This is a genomic window from Streptomyces sp. NPDC002588 (assembly GCF_040295925.1).
In the GTDB taxonomy this organism is placed as follows: Bacteria; Actinomycetota; Actinomycetes; order Streptomycetales; family Streptomycetaceae; genus Streptomyces.
On the sequence record NZ_JBEOWF010000022.1, the window covers coordinates 44,053 to 67,828 of the forward strand.

Genomic DNA, 23,776 nt, shown 5'->3' on the forward strand with positions numbered 1-23,776 from the left:
CCCCGACGCCTCGCAGGATGACCGGGCGCTGTGAAAAATCGCTGCCCTTCGTCCGCCGAGCGGATCGTCCGTGGCAGACGCGTCCGACGGCCGAGTGCTCTGCGACCATGATGTACACGCACCATGTCGGTGTGTCATGGCTGATATCGATCCTCCATTTAGAGATTTGGGCCTGCAACTGGTCCGTGGTGCCATGTCGGCCGTCGCGGACACGCGGTTCCTGGGCCGGATGGTCGGCGTGCGCAACTCAATACCCTCGATCAAGCACGATTCGGGAGGACCGGAGTGATACCGCACGTACAACTGCCGGGGCCGGCGGACGGATGGACCTCGAGGGACCGGGAAGCTGTTGCCGACGAGATCGGCGGCATCTGCCGAAGGGAGGGCTACTTCTTCGTCCACAACCACGGTGTGCCTGCTGAACTCGTCAAAGAGGTCTACGCGGAGATGCGGAGGTTCTACCGGCTGCCGTCGGAGGAGAAAAGCAAATACGACGCCACGGAGAAGTCCCAGTTCCTGGGTTATCGCGGGCTCGGCAGGGAGAAAAGCCGCACGCACTCCGGCACCGAGGCCTGTGAGCAGTACCGGATCGGCAACACCACGCCCGACCTGGCGCTGCTGGAGTCGGTGGACTTCTATCACGAGCACTTTCCGAAGTCCCTGGAACTCTTCAGCCACCTGACACGACTGGGTGACGGACTTATCGCCGCGTGTGCCCTGGACCTTGGGTTGGAGGAGGACTTCTTCAGCGGATACCTGGGCACGCCGCTGCACCGTCTCGGCCTGAACTACTACGGCGCGAGCCACCTGTCCCGTGTCGGCTCGAAGGTCGACTACGCGATGTCGCCCCATGTCGACCTGTCCCTGCTGACCATCCTTGACCAGGACGAACCGGGTCTGGACGTGCGGGACACCGACGGGACGTGGCTGGAAGTGCCCAGCGTGGACTCCGCGTTGTTCGTCTTCTTGGCCGACTATGTACAGCGCTGGTCGAACGGGCTGCACAGGGCGGCCCCGCACCGGGTGAGCGCCGTACGCCGTGACCGGATGTCCATCCAGTACAAACACCGGCCCGACTATGGCGTCGTCGTCGCTCCGCTGGAGGCGCTCACAGGCCCGGCCGAACCTCCCAAGTACGCACCGCTGGACACCGGTTCCGACTATGTGGCGGTGCTGAGGTCGATCCTCGGCAGGTGACGCAGGCTCTCCGGTGTGTGAACGCAGATCGCCGCTTCCGCCCGCGGACCAGCGCCGAGGGCACCTCGACGACAGAGAGTACAGGGCCACAGTGAACGCTCTCAAAGCGCGTTTCGGGCAGGTGTCCGGAGCATGACGACCACGACGAATCCCAGCACCGGGGCGGTATCACGAAACCCGGTCCTCGACCACTATCACCGGCTTTCCGATATCGTGAGTGCCTGCGGCCAGGAGCGCGCGGAGCATTCGGACCCGGAGGGGTTCCAGCCGGGCTTCGAGTTTCCTCAACTGGACGCACGAACAAGAGAGTTCTTCTCGCCCGCAGCCATTTCCTGGCGCCCGCTCCCGGATCTGGACGGGCGCCGGATGCGGCTGCTGGACCTTACCGGCAACCCTGGCACGAGGACCACGAAGACACTGGCATCGCTGCTGATCGTGGCCCGGGCCGTCGCACATGTCCGCCGCACCGGAGTCCCGGTCGTGCTGATCACCCCCACCTCCGCCAACAAGGGCACCGCACTGCGCGACGCCGTGCTGCGTGCCCTGGACCTCGGCCTCGCCGAGCCGCACCAGCTGCGGGTGGTGACGGTCTGCCCAGCCGTGTGCCGGGACAAGTTGCGGCGCAGCCGACTGACCACCGACCCCGAACTGCGCGCGCTCAACCCCGTCCTCATTTACACGGGCCAGCAGGCCGAGGACGTCAAGCCGCTGACCCGTGCCTTCGTGCACGCGCACGCGGCGGACTGGGCGCGGCGCACCGGCGGCCGGCTGTGGTTCTCGCTGGACCTGGCCAACTACATGGTGGCCGACACCACCCGAGCACTTTTCGAGCACGACGTCGACCCGATCGCCCCCGGCGAGGTACGCATGCACGCGCATGCCGTCTCCAGCGCCTTCGGGCTGCTCGGCTACCACACGGGCCGGGAGATCCTGGAGACCACCGGCGAGGCGGCCGGCGGGCAGCGCCCGGAGTCCTTTCTCGTGCAGCACCTGCACATCCCCGACATGGTGCTCAGTCAGAGGTTCGGCAGCTTCGACCGCCGCAACGCGCCCTCCTACGCGTGGGACACGCAGGCGGAGCTGTATCGCCAGGACCGGGACCCCTGCTTCCCCTACGTGACGGACACCCCGAACGAGATACTCGACCCCACCTTCTATACGCACCGGCCCGTCACCTCGGAGCGCATGAACGAGATCATCGGCAAGTTCGGTGGCGGCGGCATCGTTGTCTCCCGGCGAGAGTGCCTGGACCACTACGCGACCATTGCCGGTGATCTGGCCGAAGCCGGAATCCCGCTCCCCGACGATCCGCAGCGGCTCGCGGAATGGTCGCTGTTGATGGCGATGACGGGAGTTCGGGAGGGCGTGCGGCGCGGACTCATCGGCGCGGACCGGACGATCGTGGTCCACGCCTCGGGCACGTACGCCCACGGAGACTACGAACCGCTGCAGGAGGGTGACTTCCACTGGGTGCACGACGAGGCCGACGTGGCCGCTGCCGTCGGAGTTGGCTGAATGCCGCGTCTCCTCCTGCTGGGTACAGGTTCCCTGGCTACCGCGGTGTGCTGTGCCTTGGCGCATGCGCGCACCGGAGACCTCCATGTCACCATCGCAGGCCGCAGGGCACAGGCCGCCGCGGAGCTGGCCCATGTCGCTGGCGTCCGGGCGCACAGCGCGCAGAGCACCGTCACCTTCGATGCCGCCCACGCCGGCCAGCAGCCTCAGGATCTGCGGCAGCTGGTCGCCGAGGGTGCACCGGACCTGGTGCTGGTGTGTGCCTCATCGCACTCTCCCTGGGAGCGCGAGCGCACGCCCAGTGCGTGGACGGATCTGGTCACAGCGACCGGCTTCGGCCTCACTCTTCCCCTACAGGCGGACCTTGCCGCGCGCGCCGCACGCGCAGTGGTCGCCACCGGGTCCGACGCCCGCCTGGTCAACGCCTGTTTCCCCGACGCGGTCAACCCGGTGCTGGACGCGTTGGGCCTGCCGGTGCTGTGCGGGGTCGGCAACGCGGGGCTCGTGGCAGCTTCGCTCGCGCACGCCCTGGAAGTGCACGACACCGGACGGCTACGGGTCCTGGCGCACCATGTCCACCTCGCCCGGCCCCGTACCCCCGAGGACGAGGCACGAGTCTGGCTGGATGACACACAGGTATCGGATCCGGCCCGGTATCTGGCCCGGATGCGAGCGACTCGGCGCGAGCAGCTGAACCTGGTGACCGGGCAGACCGCCGCCCGCCTGATCACGGCTCTACTGCACGGCATCGACTTGGACACCAGTGTGCCGGGACCGTGGGGCTTGCCGGGCGGCTACCCGGTGCGGGTACGTGACGGACGGCTGGAGCTCGCCCTGCCCGCAGACCTGGACCAAGGGGCCGCGACGGCGTGGAACCGCCGGGTGGGAGCGCGGGACGGCGTCGACGTCGTCGACGGCACGGTCCGCTTCACCGAACGTGTTCGTGACCTACTGCGCCTGGCAGGTGCTCACGAATTGGTGGACGGATTCCCCGTCCGGGAACTGGACACCGCGCGAGCCCGCTTGGCCGTGCTGCGCACCCGGCTGCGCACGCTGCCCGCCGGCGAACCGGCGACGGCCACCTCCGGACGTGGCACGGGCCGCGGGGGTCCCACATGATGGTGGATCGGCTCTGGACCACCAGTGGTTACCTGTGGCGCAACGGAGAAGGCGCTCTGATCCGCGGAGCCCACCGGTCCGTCGACGCCGTGACCTCGCGCCATGCGGTCTGGGTGGAGTCACGCGGAGCCGACGGCACACCGAACCTCGTATACGCCGGCTTGCCCGAAGGTATCCATCTGACGCTTCCGTTTCTCGAACAACAAACCGGATCTGCCTCGGCGGCGGCACGGACGTCGTCCCGCCGCCGCTGGGACAGTCTCTCCACAGAAGCAGCCGGGTCGGACGCCGATCTGGTGATCACTGGTCACGACACCCGACACGCCCGTCATCTTCCGCAGGCCCGCTCCCTCACCCTGCCTTTCCGGGTGTCGCTAGTGGTGGCGCTGGGCGACGGGACGGACGTTCTGCAACGTGTCTCCCGCAAGGACCGCCAGCAGTTCGCCCGGCAGCAGCGCAGCAGCCGATGGAACCTCGAAGTGGCGGGTACAGACGCCGACTTCGCGTACTTCTACGACCGGATGCACATGCCGACCATGCGGGCCCGGCACGGGGGCAGCGCCCGATCGGAAGGTCGCGCGATCGCACGCGCCGAAATCTTCCGCAAGGGGATGCTGTTCTTCCTGCGGCAGTCGGGCGAGCGCGTGGTGGGAGCCCTGTGCCGGGTGAAGCCTGCCGGCAAGACGCTGGTTCTGCGCCTGGTCGGTGTGGCGGACGGCGACCCCGCCCACTACCGGGGAGGCACCTACACCGCTCTGTTTCTCCACGTCCTGCAATGGGCCGCGCAGCACGGTATGGCACGAGTCGACCTTGGCGGTTGCGAACCCTTCATCAGCAAGGGGACTTTCCAGTTCAAACGCAAGTTCCATCCCGAAGTCGTTCTGCCCGCCAATCACTTCCGCCACAAACGTCTGCGAGTCACCGTGGTCCGTGACACCGAGCCGGTACGTCGCTTCCTCGTCGAGAACCCGATGATCGCTCTCGACACACGGAACCGGCTGACAGCGGTCTACTTCCACGACGGCCGACGACCGGCGCGAGCAGGCCTGCCCTGGCGAACCGCGGGCATGGCGAGCGCAGTGCATCTCGACCTCGATACGTTCCTACACCCTGATGGGGCTGCGCCTCTTCCGCCCAGGCATGACACGCCACCGGCGACCTGGCTCGCACAGCAGTAGTCGTGCCCCTTCCCGCCACGAAAGGTTGGTGTAAGAGGAGTTGGGAACCCATCCGTGGTTCGCTGCCCGTCCGTTTCCGGTAACGCACCGGAGTCACGCGGACGACATCATTCAGGTGCTCCGCCACGAGCTGGCTGACTGCGGAACATGGGTGCATGTCCAGCCAGTGCCCCTGGAGCCCTTCGCGGTCTCCCGCCAGTCGTACGACGAGCTGTTCACCGCTTCACGTGACCTGTTGGGCCTGTTGCGCCGGGCCTTGCTGGAGGCGGCGCCCACCCGGCAGGGCAGGCTGGATGCCCTGGGGGTACGGCCCACCGCGCACTCGTTCCCGTTCTTCGTCGACGACGACGAGTTCGAGTTGCGGCACTGTGCCACCATGGCGCGCCCGGACGTCGTGATCGGACCTGATGGTCCCCGGTTTCTGGAGTTCAATGTCAGTGGGGCGTTCGGCGGTCCCACCGAGGCGCACGGATTTGGGCAGGCGTGGACCCGTCTCTACGGCGGATCAGTTCCCACGCTGCCCTTCACCGTGGACGACCCGTTCGCTGCACGGGCCGACCTGTTCGAGAAGGTCTGCGCCGAGCTGGGACTGCCGAAGGCGGTGGCGCTGGTAGGAAATCGAGTGGACCGCAGGGGCGAGACCACACGCTACTTCGACGGCGAGGCCGCCTACCTGCGTGGGCGGGGCTTCCTCGCGGAGGTGATCGAGCCCAGTGACCTCCCCGGGGCGATCGGCCGTCCGGGCAGATTGCGACTCCCCCTGGCCCTACGCTACTTCGCGCCCGCCGACTGGGTTTCGCGCGGCGAGTCCCTCGACACGGTGCATGCCCTGATCGCCGCAGGCTGCGTCCTCTACCCGCCGGAGAGCAGCTACCTCGTGGCCAACAAACGTCTGCTGGCCTGGCTGTCGGAGGGCCAGGGCTGGATGTCCGAGGACGACCGGCGGCTGGTGCACCGGTATGTGCCGTGGACGCGACTCGCCCAGGACGGCAAGGTCGACTGGCAGGGCGAGCCGGAGGACCTACGGCGGCTCCTGACCGTGTGGCGGGAGTCATTCGTGCTCAAGCCGGCGGTGGGCATGATGGGCCGTGGTGTGGTCATCGGTCGCCTGTGCTCGTCGGCCCAGTGGGAGGCGGACGTCACCCGGGCGCTGGGCGCCCGTGACGCCATCGTGCAGGAGTACGTGGAACCGGCTCGCTACGAGCTGGAGATGGCTGCGGACCCCGGCACGGAGCCGTACCGCGCCCCGGTCGCCCCGGTGCTGAGTCCGCTCCTCTTCGGCGGCCGGGCGGGCGGCGTCTATGCGCGCTACTACCCGGACGGGCGCAGCGGAGTGATCGGGGTGGCCCAGGGCGGCGCGATGGAGAACGTGGTGCTCGCGGGAAGCGACTGACCGCTCGTGCGGGGAGCGGTGGTGGCGCAAACAGGAGGTGACGAAGCCAGATGAGGAACGCTCCGTGGAAGGTCGATCGACTCACCGGAAGCATCGGCGCACAGGTGTCGGGGCTCGATGTGCGCCAGACGGGACCAGCCGATGCCGACGTGCTGCGCGATCTGGTCAGGGAGCACGGCGTGCTGTTCCTGCGCGGCCAGTCGACCGATCCGGCAGCCCTTGTCGGCTTAGCCGGCGTCTTCGGTGACGTGCTGCCCGCCCACCCGCTCAAGCCGGGACTGCCGGACCACCCCGAGGTGCTCGCGAACCAGACAGGAGGGGTACGACCGCAGGACGTCCGCTGCCGCGACGCTCACAACCGGCACGGCACCAACTGGCACGTGGATGGCACGTTCGTCCGTGAGGTACCGACGTACTCTCTGCTTCAGGCGGCGCGGGTGCCGCCGGTGGGCGGAGACACGCTCTTCGCCGACCTGGCGGGCGCCTACGCGGTGCTGTCCGCACCGCTGCGCGACCTGGCCGACGGCCTGAGCTGTCCTCATGATGTGCGGCTCCTCTATGCCGACTGGCTGGAACCGGGGGCCGATTCGCTCCGGCGCGAGAAGCTGCTGGAGATGCCGGTGGTGAGTCAACCGCTCGTGGCTGTCGACGAGGAGGCCGGGGGCCGCAGGTCCCTGGTCCTGAACCCCAACTGCGTCAGGGTGATCGAGGGGCTGTCCGATCTGGAGAGCCACACCCTTCTCGAGCTGTTCATGCAGTACACCCTCGTGCCCGAGCGCACGGTGCGGTGGCGCTGGGCCGAGGGTGACATCGCGCTGTGGGACAACGTCCGGCTTCTGCACAACTATGTACTGGATCACGGTGCTTCGTCGCGTCTGATCCACCGTGCCATGGCGGGTTCCGCGCCGTTGAAGCCCGTGCGGAGCTGGATCCCCGAGATGTCTCCGTCCCTCGTCATGCCCTCCGACCGATGAGGATTCTGCTGCGATGAACTCTGCTCCGACGACCGAGGATGAGGGATCGGTGGACCCCCTCTTGGAGCGTTTCCATCTCCTGGTGAACGCCCCGGCCCTGTTCAATGCCCTGACCACTGCCCTGGAGCTGGATCTGTTCACCGCCCTGTCGGGGCGCCCGGCATCCTTCGACGATCTTCTGGGCACAACCGGCCTGCCGTCACACTCACTGCGGGTGCTGCTGCATGCCGTGTGCTCGACAGGGCTACTGGTACGGCGCGACGGCAAGTATGAGAACTCCAGCGTCGCCGAGGACATCCTCACCGGCGACGAGCCCGACAACTGGCGTAATATTCTGGTCGGTTGGCGGGAGGTGTATTACCCCGCTTTCGCCCGCCTCACCGACGCCCTCAAGGCCGGTACGAACACAGCCCTGTCCGGGTACCCGGGCAACGAGCCGACTCTTTATCAGAGGCTGTCCCACCAACCGGAGTTGGAGGCCGTCTTCCACCGCTCCATGACGGCCTTCACGTTGCGCAGCGTCGACGCCCTGGTGGACAGCGGCCAGTTCACGGCGGTGCGCCGACTGCTCGACGTGGGCGGCGGCGACGGCACTACCAGTGCCCGACTCGTGGCACGCCATCCCGAACTGACCTCGACCATCTTCGACATCCCGAGTGTGTCACGCCTCGCCGAACGGACGACCGTGCCGGACTTTGGGAACCGGGTCACCGTGCACCCCGGAGACCTGTTCACCGATCCCTTCCCGGAGGGCCACGACACCGTACTTTTCAGTCACGTACTGGAGATCTTCTCCGGTGAGCAGATCACCATGTTGCTGGGGAAGGCATACGACGTTCTGCCATCCGGCGGTCGAGTCCTGGTCTACGGGTACAACGCGTCGGACAACGAGACGGAAGGCTGGTACTCCGCCCGCCTCTCGCTCTACCTCAATGCTCTGGCCAGTGGTCAAGGCATGGCCTACCCGGCGTGCGACTACGAAGGGTGGCTACGGCGTGCTGGCTACGGCCAGGTCCAGACCCTTGGGAACTTCCCGTACGAACACGGTCTACACATCGGGGTGAAGCCATGACCTTGGACAGGACCGAGCGCGAACCAGACGGCCTCGATGCGCCCCATCAGATGAGCCCCGGGACGGAGAACTTATCGAGCGGCCCGATGCCGAAGGTCACGGGCAACGGTTCCCGTCTCCGTCCGAGACAGTTGCCGCGTAGCTCGCAGTAGATCGCTCAGTGCTTCCACCCTGATGCCAGTGAGACAGGGGGAGGACTGGGACATGCGGACCGTTCCTGACGGCGGACACCGCGAGCAGTACCGGCCACTGCTGGTGGCCGCCGCCCTGAAGATCGCCACCGAGGCCGGACTCGAATAAGCCGACGGCGAAGCAACCGAAGGCGGGCGGGCACGGCCGAACTGGGGCGCCCTGCGGATTCGGCCGGCGGGGCCGCGCGGCTGCCTTGACTGGGTACCCGCCGGGTACGGCGCGGGGCTGGGCGACATCGACGGATGTGACACCTACTGTCTGCAGTACGCCGACGCGTTCACCGGTCGAGCACGGAGCTGGGCGACCCCGCAACGCCCGGCGCGTGGACTTCGCCGACGCCGCGCTCCGGCCGGAACTCAACGGCTGCAGCGACAACCCGGTGGTCCTGGCCGACACCGGCGAAATCGTCTCGTCCGGGAACTTCCACCCCCCGGCCCTCGCCCTCGCCTTCGACAGCCTGGCGCTGGCCCTGACACAGACCGCGTCGATCTCCGCCGAGCGCATGCGACGGCTGCTCGACCCGGCCGTCAGCGGACTGCCCGCGAACCTCTCGCCGTACGGTCCGGAGCGCTCCGGGTTCGCCCCGCTGGCCAAGACGGCGCAGGCGCTCGTCGCCGAGATCCGCATGCTGTCCGTGCCGGTGAGCACCGACCCCCGCCACGGCGCGCACGCCGTCGAGGACGACTCGACCAACGCGGCGCTCGGCGTACGGCGGCTGACCACGATCCTCGTCCGGCTGCGGCAGTTGCTCGCCGTGGAGTCCGTGGTCGCCGCGCAGGCGGTGGATCTGGCAGCCCCGCCCGTGGGCGGACCTGTTCCTGGACGGTGAGCCGCACCGCGGCTCGGGGAGCGCTTCACAGCCCGGGGCGGGATCGCGGGAGAGGGCCGAATGACGTCTCTCGCGGCCCCCTTGGTGGCCGGAACGGAATCGAACGAGGGTGAGCTTGTGCTCGGCGACCGCCCCCCGGAGCCCGGCCGACGTCGTGGCGGCGGCGCGGGGCCACCGCGACGGGCTCGGCCGTGCCTCGCGCACCGCCCTCGAGGAGGTGCCGACTCGCGGCGACGCCGATGCGTTCTCACGCCGACGAAATGACTCACGGCGCGTTCGCAGTGCACGTAGGCTCTGGGCGCGCGGCCGACCGGGAGCGCGCCGGGCCCGTGCCCGAGGAATCGGACGAAGGGAAATGCCGCGCTGTGACGGATGGTCACGAGGAAGAAGTCCTGGCCCGGATCGCCAAGGGGCTCGTCTACACCGAGTCGGAAGCGGCCTTTCAGGCCCCTCGGCGCCGCACAGAGCAGATCTTCGAGTACAACCACACACCACCGAGCGAAACGGAGAGGCGTCGATCGCTGCTCGTCGCGATCTTCGGCTCGGTCGGTGAACGCACAGTGCTGCTGCCACCGTTCCACGCGGGATTCGGCAGCAACGTCCACATCGGTGACGACTTCTTCGGGAACGTGAACCTTACGTTCGTCGACGACGTGGACATCCGGATAGGCAATGGTGTCATGATCGCTCCCAGCGTGACACTGACCACGACGGGACACCCGGTGCATCCCTCGCGACGAACTGACTTCGCGCGATTCTCCGAGCCGATCGTGATCGAGGACAAGGTGTGGATCGGCAGCAACGCGGTGGTCCTGCCCGGCGTCCGTATCGGCTATGGGTCGGTCATCGGCGCCGGCAGCGTCGTCAGCCGCGACATTCCCCCGATGACCGTCGCGCTCGGAACACCCTGCCGGGTGGTCCGCTCCATCACGGACGAGGACCTCACCACACGTACTGCCGGACATTGAGGGTTGCGTCCGTCAATGGCCGGTCGGCGGGGCGACGACCAACTCGGTGTCCGGGTCGTGTTCGATCTGCGGAGGGCCGGCGACGATCATGGTGGCTCGGGCCCACGGCTGTTCTCGCAGCATGAACGGCAGTTCTTCCAGCAGCCAGTTCGCCACGTGCTCCCGTTGCTCGGGGGAGTCACCGTCGCGGACCACCGACAAGCGCTGTTGCTCGTCGAGGTCACCCTGCATCCACACCGAGGCGTCCAACCACGGGGCGAGCTCTTCGCGGATGATGCCGGTGCCCTCGACCCAGATGACGTCGGCACCGGCGGGGATGGCGATCGATCCGGGCCGGTCGTGGGTGGTCCAGGCATCAGGGCGGAAGTTCACCGCCTCGCCCCGGTGCAGAGGTCGCAGGATGTTCTCGACGAGTACGGTGCCCCAGTCGAAGTAGGCGTGGTTCCAGGCGATGTCGTCGGTGTGCACGATGGCGGAGTTGGGCACCGCCTTGCGCAGTCGTTCGGCGAGGCTCGTCTTGCCGGCGCCGCCCCGGCCGTCGATCGCGATCACCCGCGGACGTCCGGTGGCGTCGGGTGACGCGTCGCGCAGCTGCCGGACGACGTCGAGCACGGTCGCCACCCGCCAGCCAACGGCTTCGGTCTCGCCTGGACGCAGACGCATCGACAACCTGTCTCCGGAAGTGAGGACACGGACCGGCCTGCCCGGACGGTCCGCCGGTCGCCCGACCCTATCGAGGCGATGGTCGAGAGGCCTGGATTCCGGCGAACTCCGCGACGAGCGTGGCCGGCTCGACCGGCCGCCCGACCCGCGCCACGGGGCCTGGACGCGGGGGAGTGCGGTGCGGATGTCCACCCTCAACTCGGCGTCGGCGGACGCCGTCCTGAAGACTCTCGGCGTCTTGTGGCGGAACAGGTTCGTGTTCGGACGGCTGCTGGTCGCCGGCTCCTCCACGGCCTCGGGGTCGAGGGTGCCGAGATGGTGGCGGCTGAAGCCCGTCAGCATGGCGTAGCGCGCCAGGCCGTCGGGGTGTCGGCCGACGTGCCCGGAGAGTGGCCCAGGACGTCCACCGGGCCGCGCCCAGGTCCGTCAGCACGGCATCCATGTGGGTTACAGCGTTTCCGGCCTTTCGGGAAACGGCACCGACTTTCTGGTTCCCATGGCCTCAAAGGGCGGATCAGCACCAAACATCGATTTCTGGATGTTTTAGGAGGTCAATCGGTATATAAGGCTGTTTGGGCGGCCCGGTCGCGCCGCATGTACCGGGTGCAACGTGCGACGTGAAAGGGGCACAGACGTGGCTGACTGGAAGCAGATCTCTGGTGGTCTGACGACGATCTCGGTGGGGTCGCGGACCCATGTGTGGGGGGTGAACTCGTTGGGGCAGATCTACCGGTACACCGGTCACGACGCCAACCCGTGGATCGGTATCCCGGGCAAGGCGGTCGATATCGGTGTGGCCGCGGACGGGACGGTGTGGCACGTCAACTCGGCCGGTGGGATCTTCCGTTACACCGGGGATCAGGGTTCCACCGACTGGGTGGGCGTCGCAGGCGGGTTGACCCGCATCTCGGTGGGGTCGCGGACCCATGTGTGGGGGGTGAACTCGTTGGGGCAGATCTACCGGTACACCGGTCACGACGCCAACCCGTGGATCGGTATCCCGGGGCGGGCGGTGGACATCGGTGTGGCCGCGGACGGGACGGTGTGGCACGTCAACTCCGCGGGTGGGATCTTCCGTTACACCGGGGATCAGGGTTCCACCGACTGGGTCTCGGTCTCGGGCGGCCTGTCCCGCATCTCCGCCGGCTCCCGGACGAACGTCTGGGGCATCAACTCCTCCGACCAGATCTACCGCTACACCGGACACGACGCCAACCCCTGGACCGGCATCCCCGGCGGCGCGGTGGACGTCGGCGCCGCGGCCGACGGCACCGTCTGGGTCGTCAACTCCGCCGGCGGAATCTACCGCTACACCGGAGACCAGCCGAGCTGACCGTGTGAGCAAGCCGTGCGGGGCCCCGGTGCGCGGAGACCGGGACCCCGCACTCGCGAAGGACGGGAGAGGCCCGCGGCGACCGCCGGTCTCAGTTCCGTCGGCCTTGTGAAAAGGGGTCCCCTCCGGGCTGGTGGGGGATCTCCCACGGGGGGTTCGTGTCCCGGAGCGGTTCAGGCACGGAGATCAGGTTCTGTTCTGGTGCTCGTAGCCGCTGTGGCGGCGGAGTCGATCGGTGTGGCGGGCGATGTCATCGACGCGCCCTGCGAGGTCGGGGTGGTCGGACGCCAGATACACGTGCGTGCCCGTCAGGGGGCCGACGAGGGCGGCCGCGTCGTTGTCGGCGAGGGCGGCGGTGAGCTCGGAGAGTGGGGTGCGAGCAGCGGCGGGAAGGTCGGTGAGGGCGGTGATCTGGCCGGCGAGCTGGCGCAGGTCTGCGGCGTTGGCGCGGGCCCAGGCGGTGACGGTGCGGTCGGCGGCGCGGCGGTCGCGGGTGGCGCGTACCCGCTGCTCGCCCGTGGACCCCGGGTGTCCGGGGCGCACGCGCAGGTAGCGGCGTTCGGCGGCCTGGCGGCTGGAGACGCCCAGGGGATGGGCGAGGTCGGCCCAGCTTGCCCCCGCGTCCCTGGCCTCTTCGATCAGGCCCGGTTCCCACGCGGAGAGCTGATCGCGCACCTCGCGGAGCAGCAGGAGCGCGGCGAGTGCCTCCTCCGAGCTGGCCTGGAGCGGCTCGGGGTCCTCCCCGTCCCGAGATGTCCGGGCGGTACGCAGGGTCTCGTGGATCGTGTTCAGCGCCGCGGCGGCGGCGAGGAAGGACGTGGGAGTGAGACCGCGGGCCTGGGGGGTGGGGTGATCGTCGGTCATGGAGCCTCCCGGAAGCCTGGTCGTCATATCGGTGACGTTCTGCTTGTCATCACTTGGATGACATGTTACAACGAAGGCAGGTGAACCGCATTGGCAGCAACGTGCCTGACCTGAACAACTGGAGGTGTTTCACGATGTTGATGCGCACCGACCCGTTCCGTGAGCTCGACCGGCTCACCCAGCAGCTCCTGAACACGACCGGGACCTGGACGCGGCCGTCGGCAATGCCGATGGACGCCTACCGTGAGGGCGAGGAGTACGTGATCGCCTTCGATCTGCCCGGCGTCTCCGCGGACGCGATCGACATCGACGTCGAGCGGACCATGCTGACCGTCAAGGCCGAGCGGCGGCCCGTCGCCAAGGCGGACGACGTGCAGATGGAGCTCTCCGAGCGGCCTCTGGGCGTCTTCTCCCGCCAGGTCGTGCTGGCCGACACCCTGGACACGGAGCACATCAAGGCGGACTACGAGGCGGGTGTGCTCACCCTGCGCATCCCGATCGCCGAGCGGGCGAAGCCCCGCAAGATCGCCATCGGTGGCGGCTCCGCGCACAAGGAGATCAGCGGCTGAGTCCCCTCCCGGCCGCGCCGGAGGCGGGGGAGCGGGCCACCCCCGCGGCCGCCCCCCGCCCCCGGTCCTCCGCTCGCCGCCGCACAAGCAAGGGAGCCGTGATGACCATGCGATGGGAGGCGTTCCTGGACCAGGTCAAGGAACGCGGCGACTACGAGACCACCAAGGAGGCCGAGCGGGCGGCCCGCACGGTGCTGGCGCTGCTGGGCGCGCACCTGGTGGGCGAGGTACGGGCGGAACTGGCGGCCCGGCTCCCGGAGGAACTGGCACTCCTCCTGCTCAATCCGCTCCAGGCGCACGAGCCGCTCCCTCCGGAGCGGTTCGTACGGGCCACCGCCGCGTGGATCGAGGGAGCCACCGAACAGACCGCGGCCTGGGACGTGGGCGCTGTGCTCAGCGTGGCCTCGGACGCCGCGGGCGACGAACTCACCCGCCGCATCCTGCTCCAACTCCCGGTGGGCTACGACCTGCTGTTCGGCCATCCCCAGCGCGTATAGCCCGCGAGCGGCGAAACCCCTGTTCCTGACCGGGCGAGCCGCCGGCCACCGCCTCGCGATCACCTCGCACGAGAAAGGCAACCGCGTCACCGACGATTCCCCTGCAGGAGCCGTGCCGGTCCACCGTCGGCACGACCTGGCTCGCGGGCCGTCCGACGGTCAGGCCAGCAGGCTGACGACGTCCAGGACGCCCAGTTTCCCGGTCAGACCCACCACCCTGGCGAAGCCGCGCGGCACAACTCGGGCGCGGAGCGTCACCCGCGCCTTCAGCGGCGCTCCGTCCGGTGCCGACGCCAGGAGCCGCAGTTCTTCGTTGACGTGCAGGAACTCCTGGTCGGAGGCGCGAAAGTCCCAGCAGGCGGCTGGGAACCCGATTCCGGAGGAGGTGATCCGGGGGCAGTAGACCGTACGCCTCCGGGTCACCTGTGGCGTCAGCTCGGCGCCGAGCCCCGCCACCACCGTGTCGAAGGACAGGCCCACCCCGAGCGTGGTCTCGATCTCCACCGGCTCCTGGCCTTCGACCAGGATCGGCGCCATGTCCTCCACCCGGGCCCCCGCGGTCACCGACAGGTCCAGCACCAGGCGCGACCAGCGCACGGTGCACTCGGGGTGCGTCTGTACGACACAGATCAGGGGGATGTCGTAGCCACGGCGGCCGGGTTCGCCGGTGCCCAGGGACTGCACTGTGCCCCGTGCGAGGCCGATCCTGGTCTCCCGCCGCATGGTTCGGATCACCTCCTCGTGCACAGCCTCGAAGCCCCGCTCATCCCGGTCCTCCTCCACCTCCGGCTCGACGAGGGCCAACAACTCGAACCGGTCCGGCAGTTCGCGCGACAGCAGCACGGTGACCTCCACGGGTGTACACGACGGAACCGGACGGAACAGGAAGGGAGCCGTGGCTACGGCCCGGCGCGCCACTCGCCGAGCAGGCAGAACGCGGCCCACTGGTCGATCCGGCCGCGGCCGGATCGGTTCCGTGCGGTGAGCATCGCCGTCCTGAGGGCCTGCCCCGGGGCCTCGCCGCTCAGCGTGAGGTCGTGGAAGTCCCCCATGATCGTCGCCGTGGGCGCGTCCGGTACCCGCCACAGGCTGGCCACGAGAGACCGCGCGCCCGCGTACAGGAGCGAGCGGCTGAGCCCCAGGGTCTCGTCGGTACGGCTCTCGTCCCCCAGACCGGTCTCACAGGCCGACAACACGGCAAGCCGCAGACCGTCCCAGTCCTGCCGGAGGATGTCCCGGGCAGTCAGCACTCCGTCCGCCAGGACGAGTCCTGACGACAACGGGTCGTCGGCGTCGAACGCGGCATGACACGCCGCGTGGAAAACCTCTGCCCCCGGAACCCGGCGCAACACCTCCGCACGGGTCGCCTTCGGCCCGAGCAACGGCCGGCCGCCAAGTCGCCGGCCAAGGATCTCGGCCTCCGCACGGGCATACGGGAGGTCTCCCAGGGTGTCACCGAGGACGACAGCGCCGGCGCCTCCGCCCGGTGGCCGTCTGCGCAGCGTGCGCAGCACCGACACCGTGGGCAGATAGGCCACCGGGTTGCGGTCCAGCAGCATGGATCCCCCCGGCAGGGCCAGCGCGTGGAACGGCACATGGTGCAGGGCGCCCGTGGGACAGATCAGCACCGTGTCCTCGGGCCGGCTCAGCTCCGCCAGCGGGGCGACGAGCGGATCGAGGACGTGGAAGAGGTCGGGTGCGTCCTCGACCAGCTCCCGTACCCGCCGGGTCCTGCCCATGTTGTCGGCGACGAAGCGGGTGATCTGCCCGATGTCACCGTCGACGGCGCGTACGGTGAGCCCGTGGTCGGGTGTGAGCGCGAACACGACCAGATCTCCCGCGGGAAGCCGGGCGTAGGAGGCGACCACCACGCGTTCACCGGCCAGGTCCGCCAGCACCGTCGCCGGGTCCGCGACCGTCGAGCGGCGCACTCCGACGTACTCCTGGGCATCGGCACCGTAGGCACCCATCTTCGTCCAGACGTCCTCCAGTTCGGCGACGGTCCGGTCACGTGCCGCCCAGTCGATCCGCTGCCGTTCGGCCTTGGCACGGAGTTTGAGCAACTCCGCCTCGCGGTCGAGGAGTTCCGCGGGCACCTCCTGGGGCGGTCGGAGCCGGGCAGTGCTCAGCACGTCGAGCAACCGCCGTGACCGGAGCCGTTCCGCCGTCATGAAGGCCCGGGCGACCTGCTGTCGGGAATCGTGACCCGTCTCCGCTTCCCCCGCAGCCAACTTGAGGCTGTACTCCATCAACAGCGCGTAGGTTTCCGCACGTTCGGACTGGAGGCGGCGGCGCAGATCCGGGTCGGGCTGTGACGCCCGGACCAGGTCGGCGAGGTCGACGGCGAGTTCCAGGACGTCGGTCGCCATGGCGAACTCGCCCCCGTCCCAGGCTGTTTCCGCCATGGGACGCAGTACGGGCCAGACCCGCTCCACCCACAGGATGCGGTGGGCCTGGCGCTCGGCACCGTCTGCGGTGAGACCGCGCGGGCGCCAGAGCAGCGGATCCCCCGCGCTGCCCGGCACGCCGGACAGCAGCAGCACCTGTTCGTAGGCCAGCACCGGGCTGCCCAGATCGGGCCGTCCGCGCAGCAGCTCGGCAGTGGCCGTCCAGTCCTGGGCCAACCGGTCGGCGTTGTCCGCGTTCAGTTCGCGTGCGCGTTCCAGATGATGCAGGGCGGTTCGGCACAGGCCGAGGCCGCCGAGCAGCCGTCCGAGGTGGCGATGGGCCAGGGCGATCAGCGGGCGGTTCCGGCCGTCGCCTTCCTCCGTGAGAGCGAGGACGGAGTGCAACTGCTCGAGCGCACCGTCCATGTCACCGCCCTGGTGCCTGAGGAGGCCCTCGGCGATCACGTCGCTGATCCGGTCCTGGTCGGTGGGAGGCACGATCTGGCCCCACTCGTGGAGCCTCAGACGGCAGGTCTTCGCGGCCTCGGCGTCGCCGCAGCGTTCGGCCAGCCTCAGGAGTTCCCTCGTCAGTTCGATCACCGGGTCCGAACCGGCCAGACGGTCCACGGCGGTGCGCCGGGGCACCCCGGCCCGGGCGCGTTCCCGCCAGTCGGTGTGCAGCCAGACCTCGGCCTCGCGGAGCCGCGCGTACGCCTCGCCGTGCCGCCCCATGCCGTCGAGGACGAGGGCCAGGGCGCTGAGCCGGTCGGAGATCAGCCGGGCCCGGCCGAAGCCGTCCGTGCGGCCGTCCGGCCACTGTTCGTCGAGGCGGGCGACGATCTGGAGGCTGCGACGGGCGAGGAGCCAGGCCCGCTCCAGGTTCCCGGCCCTCGCGTTCCACAAGAAGGCCAGCGTCGAGAGGTAGTGGGCGACCTCATTCCAGTGGGCCGCCCACCACTCGTCCAACCAGGCTGCGAACCGCGCGTCGTCGTCGAGAGCGTCGAGGAGCGGACCCATGGCCGGGTGCCTGCGGACCAGTGTCCGTTCCAGTTGGGCCGGCGTGTCCGCATCGATGCCGGGGTCCTCAGGTCCGGAGATGGGCAGACCGGCCCGGTCCGTGCCCGGAGCCACATGAGCCGGTGAGACTCGCTCCCGGGGCATGCCACGGGTGGACCGGTCCGGCCGGTCGGTGTCACCCCCGGTGTTCCCGTGGCCGGCGGAGAGGCCGAGCAGTTTCGCCGTGTACCACCCGCGATTCACGGATCGTCCGGGCTCTACGGGGCTCGGCAGCGCGTCGAGGAGCAGCCGGACGAATCCGTACTCGGGGTCGAGTTCCAGCGCGCGCGTGTAGCAGTGGCGGGCCGCCTCGGTGCCGTTGGGCCGGTTACGGAAGGTGTCGCCGAGGTAGCGCCAGGCCAGGGCCGACTCCTCGATGGCGAGCGACTCCTGGTAGTGAACCCGTGCGAGATCGAGCCGCCCTTGTACGAAGTGCACCTCCCCCAGCAGGAGCAGGGCAAGGCCACTGTCGGGTTCCCGGTCGAGGGCGGCCTGGTACTTCGACGCCGCCTGCTCCCACTCGGCGCATCGGAAATGCGCCTCCCCCTCCTCGATCAGTGTCACGGCCTCCTGCTGGGGGCGTGTGAGGTACGGCAGACCGAGCAGGGCGCAGACCCGGGCCGCGAGCTGCGGGGCATGCTCCATCATGTCCCGCAGCCACTGCCGCCCTTCGGGAAAGCCGAGGACCTGCGCGGCGGCCATGTGGACCATCACCTCGTCCGGGCGCAGTCCACCGATCTCCGGCGCCACCACCACCGTGTCGTTCTCATAGTGCATGAGCACCGGTCCGGGCGAAGGGGAGGGTGACACGGACGGCATCCCGCTCCTGTCGGGAAGGAGACGGGCCGTGTCCCGTTCGGGGGCCACACGGGACAGTGCGGCCTGCCAGTACTGTGCCTCGGAGGACTCCAGGCCCTGCAGATGCAGAACCAGCGCGGCGAGGATGTCCCGCTGCTCGGGCCGGGGCGGGTCGGACACGTACCGGCGCAGCAGAGCGGCGCCTTCCTCCATGCGCCCGGCCGCGGTCAGGACGGAGGAGAGCCGCAGGACGAGGCCTGTCTCCTCCTCCTCGGTGTAACGGCCGCCCGCCAGGGCATGGCCAAGGAGTTCGGCGACCACGTCCTGGCGGCCCTGCGACTGGTAATAGTTGGCCGCGATCCCGGCCAAACCTTGCGGGTGTGCCGCGAGCCGACCGAGCGCCGCGTCGCCCTGGCAGGCCCAAGTGACGGCCTGGGGGATCCGCCCCGCGACCATCAGCGAGGTGAGCACCCGACGCACCGCCCGGGCCAACTCCTTCTCCGCGCCCGGGGGCTGCTCCTGCGTCCACCGTCGCAGGGCCTCCGCGGTCTCGGGCCCGCGTTCGGCCTCCCACGTCTGGCTCAGATAGGGCCGGGCGAGCTCAACGACGAACACGGCGGCCGATCGCCGGACGCGAACCGAGTCCCGCAGGCGATTCTCCAAAGCCGGTTCGAGAGCCAGCAGCCGCAGGTCCGGTTCCACCGGGCGCCGGATGCCGTCGGATCCGTGCGCAGCACGGTCCCCGGCCACCGCCGCCTCACCGATCTCTCCGAGGACGTACGGCGTCACGGCGCTCCGTCTTCCGGCCTGAACGGCCTCGGCTGCCAGATGCACCGCCCACCGGAACCGGCGTGCCGCTTCGGTCAGGGCACCGTCGGCGTCGTCCGCCACTCCGTGCAGGAACTGGCTGTCCGCCCGGAACTCGTCGGCCAGCGGGGCGTCGCCCATGAGAAGAGCCATGGCGTCGAGAATCCTCGCCAGGGGCTTGAGCACGGGGCGCAGTCCATCCGCCTCGGACACGATACGAACGAACTCGATCGTCTCCACGATCAGCCGGACTTGATCTTCGTCGCGGTAGCCTTCCAGGGCCGCGACCAGCTGGTCGTCCGGCAGTTCGACCAGCCTCGACAGGTCCTCGCTCACGAGCGGACCGTCGTTCGCCGCTTCGCCGGTGCTTCCCCGGATCACCGACCAGACGAACAACAACGCCGAGTCGAGCATCGCGCACCCCCGTCCCGGGACGCCCCCGCACCCGAGGCGGAGATGCTACCCAGCGCCGGGCGGGCGGACACCGGCCCACGACGGCCCCTTCCGGAGCGCGGCACGTCGGACGGGCGGGGGGCGCGCGAGACCTCGGCGTGGCCGCTCGCCCGGGGGAAGCGCTGGTGGATCCGGAAGGCCGCCTCGCCCCGGTGCCGGCACGAGGCGGCGTCGCGCCGGCCGGGGTGCCGGCTCGGTGGTCCAGCGGGCCGCCCGGGCGGGCGGGACCGGATCGTCCGCTCGCGCCGGGTCCGGGGCGGGAGAGGCCCCGGCGGTCGAGTGTGGGCCCACGCCCAGGCCCGTCATCGACGCCGGCGTCGGTGTCGCGGTGCCGAAGGAGACGGCGGATGCGACCAGGCCGAGCCAGGTCCGCCCGGCCGCCGGTCCGACCACAGAGGTCGGCAGCTGCACCCCGGCCGTGGCGACGCTGCCGAAACCGACGAGCAGCACGACCACGGCGGAACGCCGCCCGGGCGCTGCGTTGTTCGGCCCTGTCCGAGCCGATCCGCACCGGCAAGGCAGCTATCGGGTCAGCCAATGATCCAGTTCGGTGAGGACGTTGTCGATCTCGGGATGGAGCGCGTCTGCTATCTCGGTCACGGTCTGGCCTTCGCGGGCGCGGCGGCCCGACTCGCTGATGATGATCTGGAACACGCCGGCCAGCGCGATGCCCTGCAGGCGGGCGATCTCCGGTGCGATCGAGCTCGACTCGCCGATGGCCGCGGCGAGCGCGTTGGCCTGGCGGTCGGTCAGCTCCAGGGCCAGTCGGTTGACCGCCGGGCTGATGGCCGCCAGATAGCCGAGTGTGCCGCGGGCGTTCTCCTGAGGCATGCCGCGGATCGCCGACACCGTCTCCAGGACGTAGTCGCGGATGGCGGCGGCCGGGCTGGTTCCCTCCGGCCGGGAGCGGATCAGGTCGCTCAGCCGCTGCTGTATCTGCTGTTCGCGGTCGGTGACCAGCTGTTCCTTGGTGGGGAAGTGGTTGTAGAGCGTCTGCTCCGCCACCTCGGCCGCGCGCGCGATCTCGCTGACTGTCACCTGCTCGTAGCCCCGTTCGGCGAACAACCGGGCCGCAGTCTCGGCGATCAGCCGGCGGGTGCGTGCCTTCTTCAGTTCACGAAGTCCAGGTTCTGCCACTCCGGAAGTGTACCAAGCTCCATAGTTGGATCCTGCCAAAAAAATATAGTTAACTCTAAAAATGGAGTACACTCCAGTTCATCGCCGAGAGGTGGGCAAGACGCCTCCCCGTGGTCGAGATCGGAGCACATGATGAAGGCAGCCCGTTTCAGCCGGTTCGGGGGTCCAGAGGTCCTCGAGATCGCGGATCTTCCGGACCCACGGCCGGGAGCAGGGCAGGTCAGGATCGCGGTGCGCGCTGCCGGCGTCAGCCTGAGCGACTGGAAGAAGCGCAGGGGCCTGATGGATCAGGGGCTCCCGCAGACCTTGGGCTATGAGGCGGCAGGGGTCGTCGACGAGCTCGGCGAGGGCGTCACGGACGTGGCGGTCGGCGATCGCGTGTTCGGTTTCTGTACCGACGGGGCGGCCCAGGCCGAACTGGCGGTGTTGTCCGCCTACGCGCCTGTCCCGCAGTCGCTCGACTTCGCAGCGGCCGCCGCGCTGCCCGCCGCCATCGAGACTGCCATGCGTGCGCTCGACCAACTCGGTGTCGGGGGCCGCAGCACGCTGCTCGTCAACGGCGCGTCCGGCAGCGTCGGCAGCGCCGCGGTTCAGTTCGCGGTGGCACGTGGTGCGCGCGTGATCGGCACCGTCGGCGCCGCGAATCACGACTACCTGCGCTCGCTGGGCGCAGAGCCCGTCACCTACGGCGAGGGTCTCATCGGGCGTGTACAGGACCTCGCTCCCGGCGGCGTCGACTTCGCGCTCGACGTCGCCGGCAGCGGCGTCCTGCCCGAGCTCATCGAACTCACCGGCGGCCCGGAACATGTCGTGACCGTCGCGGACTTCGAGGGCGCGCAGAAGTACGCGGTGACGTTCAGCAGGGGCGACTCCGGCCGTGCGCTCCATGCGCTCTCCGAGATCGGCGAGTTGATCGAGGCGGGGCGCTTCTCCCTTCCGCCGGTGCGGACCTTCCCGCTCGCCGAGGTCGCCGAAGCGCACCGAGTCAGCGAGGAGGGCCATGTGCGGGGCAAGCTCGTTCTGCTGATCGACTGAGCGGCCGCAATCGCCCATGGCGCCGATCGTGCATGTCGCCGATCGTGCCTTTCACGAGTGGTCGCGCTCCGCACCGCGACCGGTCGCCGGACGTCCCACCGCGCTCGTAAGCGCCTCACAACACCCCACCCAAGGAATCCACATGAGCGCCCACCGCCACCCGGACGAACGAGAAATCGAATGTGAGCGACCAGCGATGCAGTCTCCTGGCACACCCCGGTCGTTGCGGGAGGCATGGATGGCCCTGGCCGGTCTGTCCGCGGTGTTTCTCTTCGAAATGCTGGACAATTCGATCCTGAACGTCGCGCTGCCCACGATCGGCCGCGAACTGCACGCCTCGACGGTCACGCTGCAGTGGGTGACAGGCGTGTATGCCGTCGTGTTCGGCGGCCTGATGCCGGCGTTCGGTGCGATCGCCGACCGGTTCGGCCGACGGCGGATCATGCTCGTCGGGCTGGTGCTGCTCGGCGTGGCGAGCCTGGCGACAGCGTTCGTCACCACGGACGAGCAACTCATCGCCGTACGAGCGGTGATGGGGGCCGCGGCAGCGATGACGACCCCGGGGTCGATCGCGCTCGCCTTCCGTCTGTTCTCCGAAGACGGTCTGCGCGTCCGAGCGATGACCCTGATCTCGACCGTCGGCCTGGTCGGGCTCGCGATCGGCCCGACGGCGGGCGGCCTCGTGCTCGCCGTCGCTCCATGGCAGGTCCTGCTGCTGATCAACGTGCCGATCGCCGTACTCGCGATCATCGGCATACGCTCCGGCATCGCTGCCGACGTCGCAGCCGAACTGCACCGAGACCCGATGGACGTGCCCGGAGCCGTGCTGGGCACCGCGACGGTCGTCCTCGCGCTCGTCGCGCCGACGCTGTTCGTCAACGAAGGCACCGGTTCATGGGCGCCGTGGACAGCCGCCGCGGCGGCCGTTGCGGGGGCGATCCTCTTCGTCCTGCGTGAGCGCTCGACCCGGCACCCGCTCCTGGACCTGAAGCTCGTCGCCCGCCCGCTCGTCTCCGCCGGGCTGGCCTACAAGGCCGCGTCCGGGCTGGCGGTCGCCGGCATGGGCTACATGGTGACGCTGCAGCTGCAGCTCGACTGGGGATGGTCGCCCACGCTCGCCGCCGTCGGCATGCTGCCGCAGGTCATCGTCCTGGTCGCCGCCGGCCCGTTGGTCAACCGGTTCGTGGAACGGGCCGGTCTCGACCGGGCGGCATGGCTCAGCGCCACGGCGGTCGTGGCCGGGCTCGCCGTCTACGGTCTGCTGGGCCGCTCGGGATACGTGTGGGTCGCGATCGCGCTCGTGCTCGTCGCCGCCGGGATGCGTGTGGTCGGCGTCGTCGCCGGGGTCAACGTGATGCGAGGCCTGCCGAAGAACCGGACCTCGATCGGCGCCGCCCTCGTCGACACCGCGTCCGAGGTCACCTCCGCTGCCGGCATCGCCGTCACCGGAACCATCCTCGCAGGCCTGTTCACCGGCAACATCGCCACACCGGACTGGAGCGCACACCAGACCGCGCAGTTCCAGGACGCGACAACCCTCGCCGGTCTCGTACTCACCGCCGTCGCCGCAACGCTCGTCGGATGGGCGACAGTTCGTACACGCAACGCCACAGACAGCCTGACGAGCACGTCGAACGCCGGGCCTTCAGCGGGGTGACGCGACGCCCGGGACGCACCCTCGATGACGGAAGACACGCGTCCATGAAGCTGGAGGGCGTCGTGACGGTTTCGCCGGGGGAG

The 23,776-nt window shown here is 69.4% G+C and carries 20 protein-coding genes; 15 read left to right on the forward strand and 5 right to left on the reverse strand.

Annotation, left to right across the window (positions count from 1 at the left end):
- Window positions 1-285: 285 nt before the first annotated feature.
- From ABT057_RS24920 to ABT057_RS24960, 9 genes are all read left to right on the forward strand, one after another.
- A complete protein-coding gene (locus ABT057_RS24920; protein ID WP_352345788.1) occupies window positions 286-1,197 on the forward strand; it encodes a 2-oxoglutarate and iron-dependent oxygenase domain-containing protein in 912 nt (303 codons plus the stop codon).
- A 132-nt stretch (window positions 1,198-1,329) separates the two neighbouring features.
- On the forward strand, window positions 1,330-2,712 hold the full coding sequence (locus ABT057_RS24925) for a DUF6002 family protein (protein WP_352345789.1): 1,383 nt from the start codon (window positions 1,330-1,332) through the stop codon (window positions 2,710-2,712).
- Window positions 2,713-2,769: 57 nt separating this feature from the next.
- Window positions 2,770-3,831: a hypothetical protein gene (locus tag ABT057_RS24930; protein ID WP_352345790.1), complete on the forward strand. Its 1,062-nt coding sequence runs from the start codon at window positions 2,770-2,772 to the stop codon at window positions 3,829-3,831.
- Window positions 3,828-5,009: a GNAT family N-acetyltransferase gene (locus tag ABT057_RS24935; protein ID WP_352345791.1), complete on the forward strand. Its 1,182-nt coding sequence runs from the start codon at window positions 3,828-3,830 to the stop codon at window positions 5,007-5,009. The genes ABT057_RS24930 and ABT057_RS24935 overlap by 4 nt, the downstream gene beginning before the upstream one ends.
- A 151-nt stretch (window positions 5,010-5,160) precedes the next feature.
- Window positions 5,161-6,402 carry an ATP-grasp domain-containing protein gene (locus tag ABT057_RS24940; protein WP_352345792.1) on the forward strand — a complete coding sequence of 414 codons (1,242 nt, stop codon included), beginning with the start codon at window positions 5,161-5,163 and terminating at the stop codon, window positions 6,400-6,402.
- A 50-nt stretch (window positions 6,403-6,452) separates the two neighbouring features.
- Window positions 6,453-7,376 (forward strand): TauD/TfdA dioxygenase family protein, encoded by a 924-nt coding sequence (locus tag ABT057_RS24945; RefSeq protein WP_352345793.1) that lies wholly within the window; start codon window positions 6,453-6,455, stop codon window positions 7,374-7,376.
- Between the two features lie 13 nt (window positions 7,377-7,389).
- Window positions 7,390-8,448 carry a methyltransferase gene (locus tag ABT057_RS24950; RefSeq protein WP_352345794.1) on the forward strand — a complete coding sequence of 353 codons (1,059 nt, stop codon included), beginning with the start codon at window positions 7,390-7,392 and terminating at the stop codon, window positions 8,446-8,448.
- A gap of 514 nt (window positions 8,449-8,962) precedes the next feature.
- Complete coding sequence (locus ABT057_RS24955) at window positions 8,963-9,469, forward strand: aromatic amino acid lyase (protein ID WP_352345795.1); 507 nt, start codon at window positions 8,963-8,965, stop codon at window positions 9,467-9,469.
- Between the two features lie 365 nt (window positions 9,470-9,834).
- On the forward strand, window positions 9,835-10,437 hold the full coding sequence (locus tag ABT057_RS24960) for a sugar O-acetyltransferase (RefSeq protein ID WP_352345897.1): 603 nt from the start codon (window positions 9,835-9,837) through the stop codon (window positions 10,435-10,437).
- Between the two features lie 12 nt (window positions 10,438-10,449).
- Here the strand turns inward: ABT057_RS24960 and ABT057_RS24965 are convergent, their stop codons facing one another.
- On the reverse strand, window positions 10,450-11,100 hold the full coding sequence (locus tag ABT057_RS24965; RefSeq protein ID WP_352345796.1) for a uridine kinase family protein: 651 nt from the start codon (window positions 11,098-11,100) through the stop codon (window positions 10,450-10,452).
- Between the two features lie 184 nt (window positions 11,101-11,284).
- Between ABT057_RS24965 and ABT057_RS24970 the strand changes: the two genes are divergently transcribed.
- Both ABT057_RS24970 and ABT057_RS24975 read left to right on the forward strand, forming a co-directional pair.
- Window positions 11,285-11,449 (forward strand): hypothetical protein, encoded by a 165-nt coding sequence (locus tag ABT057_RS24970; RefSeq protein ID WP_352345797.1) that lies wholly within the window; start codon window positions 11,285-11,287, stop codon window positions 11,447-11,449.
- A gap of 285 nt (window positions 11,450-11,734) precedes the next feature.
- Window positions 11,735-12,433 carry a tectonin domain-containing protein gene (locus ABT057_RS24975; protein WP_352345798.1) on the forward strand — a complete coding sequence of 233 codons (699 nt, stop codon included), beginning with the start codon at window positions 11,735-11,737 and terminating at the stop codon, window positions 12,431-12,433.
- A 186-nt stretch (window positions 12,434-12,619) separates the two neighbouring features.
- Here the strand turns inward: ABT057_RS24975 and ABT057_RS24980 are convergent, their stop codons facing one another.
- Window positions 12,620-13,297: a type III effector protein gene (locus tag ABT057_RS24980; RefSeq protein WP_352345799.1), complete on the reverse strand. Its 678-nt coding sequence runs from the start codon at window positions 13,295-13,297 to the stop codon at window positions 12,620-12,622.
- A gap of 134 nt (window positions 13,298-13,431) precedes the next feature.
- Here ABT057_RS24980 and ABT057_RS24985 point away from each other — a divergent pair, with 134 nt between their 5' ends.
- Both ABT057_RS24985 and ABT057_RS24990 read left to right on the forward strand, forming a co-directional pair.
- Window positions 13,432-13,866: an Hsp20/alpha crystallin family protein gene (locus tag ABT057_RS24985; protein ID WP_352345800.1), complete on the forward strand. Its 435-nt coding sequence runs from the start codon at window positions 13,432-13,434 to the stop codon at window positions 13,864-13,866.
- Between the two features lie 101 nt (window positions 13,867-13,967).
- Window positions 13,968-14,363, forward strand: coding sequence for a DUF2267 domain-containing protein (locus ABT057_RS24990; RefSeq protein WP_352345801.1), 396 nt, complete (start codon window positions 13,968-13,970; stop codon window positions 14,361-14,363).
- A gap of 159 nt (window positions 14,364-14,522) precedes the next feature.
- Here the strand turns inward: ABT057_RS24990 and ABT057_RS24995 are convergent, their stop codons facing one another.
- From ABT057_RS24995 to ABT057_RS25005, 3 genes are all read right to left on the reverse strand, one after another.
- The gene (locus ABT057_RS24995) at window positions 14,523-15,218 is read right to left on the reverse strand and encodes a hypothetical protein (protein WP_352345802.1); all 696 of its coding nucleotides are present in this window, start codon (window positions 15,216-15,218) and stop codon (window positions 14,523-14,525) included.
- Between the two features lie 44 nt (window positions 15,219-15,262).
- A complete protein-coding gene (locus ABT057_RS25000) occupies window positions 15,263-19,825 on the reverse strand; it encodes a CHAT domain-containing protein (RefSeq protein ID WP_352345803.1) in 4,563 nt (1,520 codons plus the stop codon).
- A 561-nt stretch (window positions 19,826-20,386) separates the two neighbouring features.
- A complete protein-coding gene (locus ABT057_RS25005; RefSeq protein WP_352345804.1) occupies window positions 20,387-21,001 on the reverse strand; it encodes a TetR/AcrR family transcriptional regulator in 615 nt (204 codons plus the stop codon).
- Between the two features lie 132 nt (window positions 21,002-21,133).
- Here ABT057_RS25005 and ABT057_RS25010 point away from each other — a divergent pair, with 132 nt between their 5' ends.
- Together ABT057_RS25010 and ABT057_RS25015 are read left to right on the forward strand one after the other, a co-directional pair.
- The gene (locus ABT057_RS25010; RefSeq protein WP_352345805.1) at window positions 21,134-22,036 is read left to right on the forward strand and encodes an NADP-dependent oxidoreductase; all 903 of its coding nucleotides are present in this window, start codon (window positions 21,134-21,136) and stop codon (window positions 22,034-22,036) included.
- Between the two features lie 238 nt (window positions 22,037-22,274).
- Window positions 22,275-23,693, forward strand: a complete 1,419-nt coding sequence (locus ABT057_RS25015; protein ID WP_352345806.1) for an MFS transporter — start codon at window positions 22,275-22,277, stop codon at window positions 23,691-23,693.
- Window positions 23,694-23,776 lie beyond the last annotated feature (83 nt).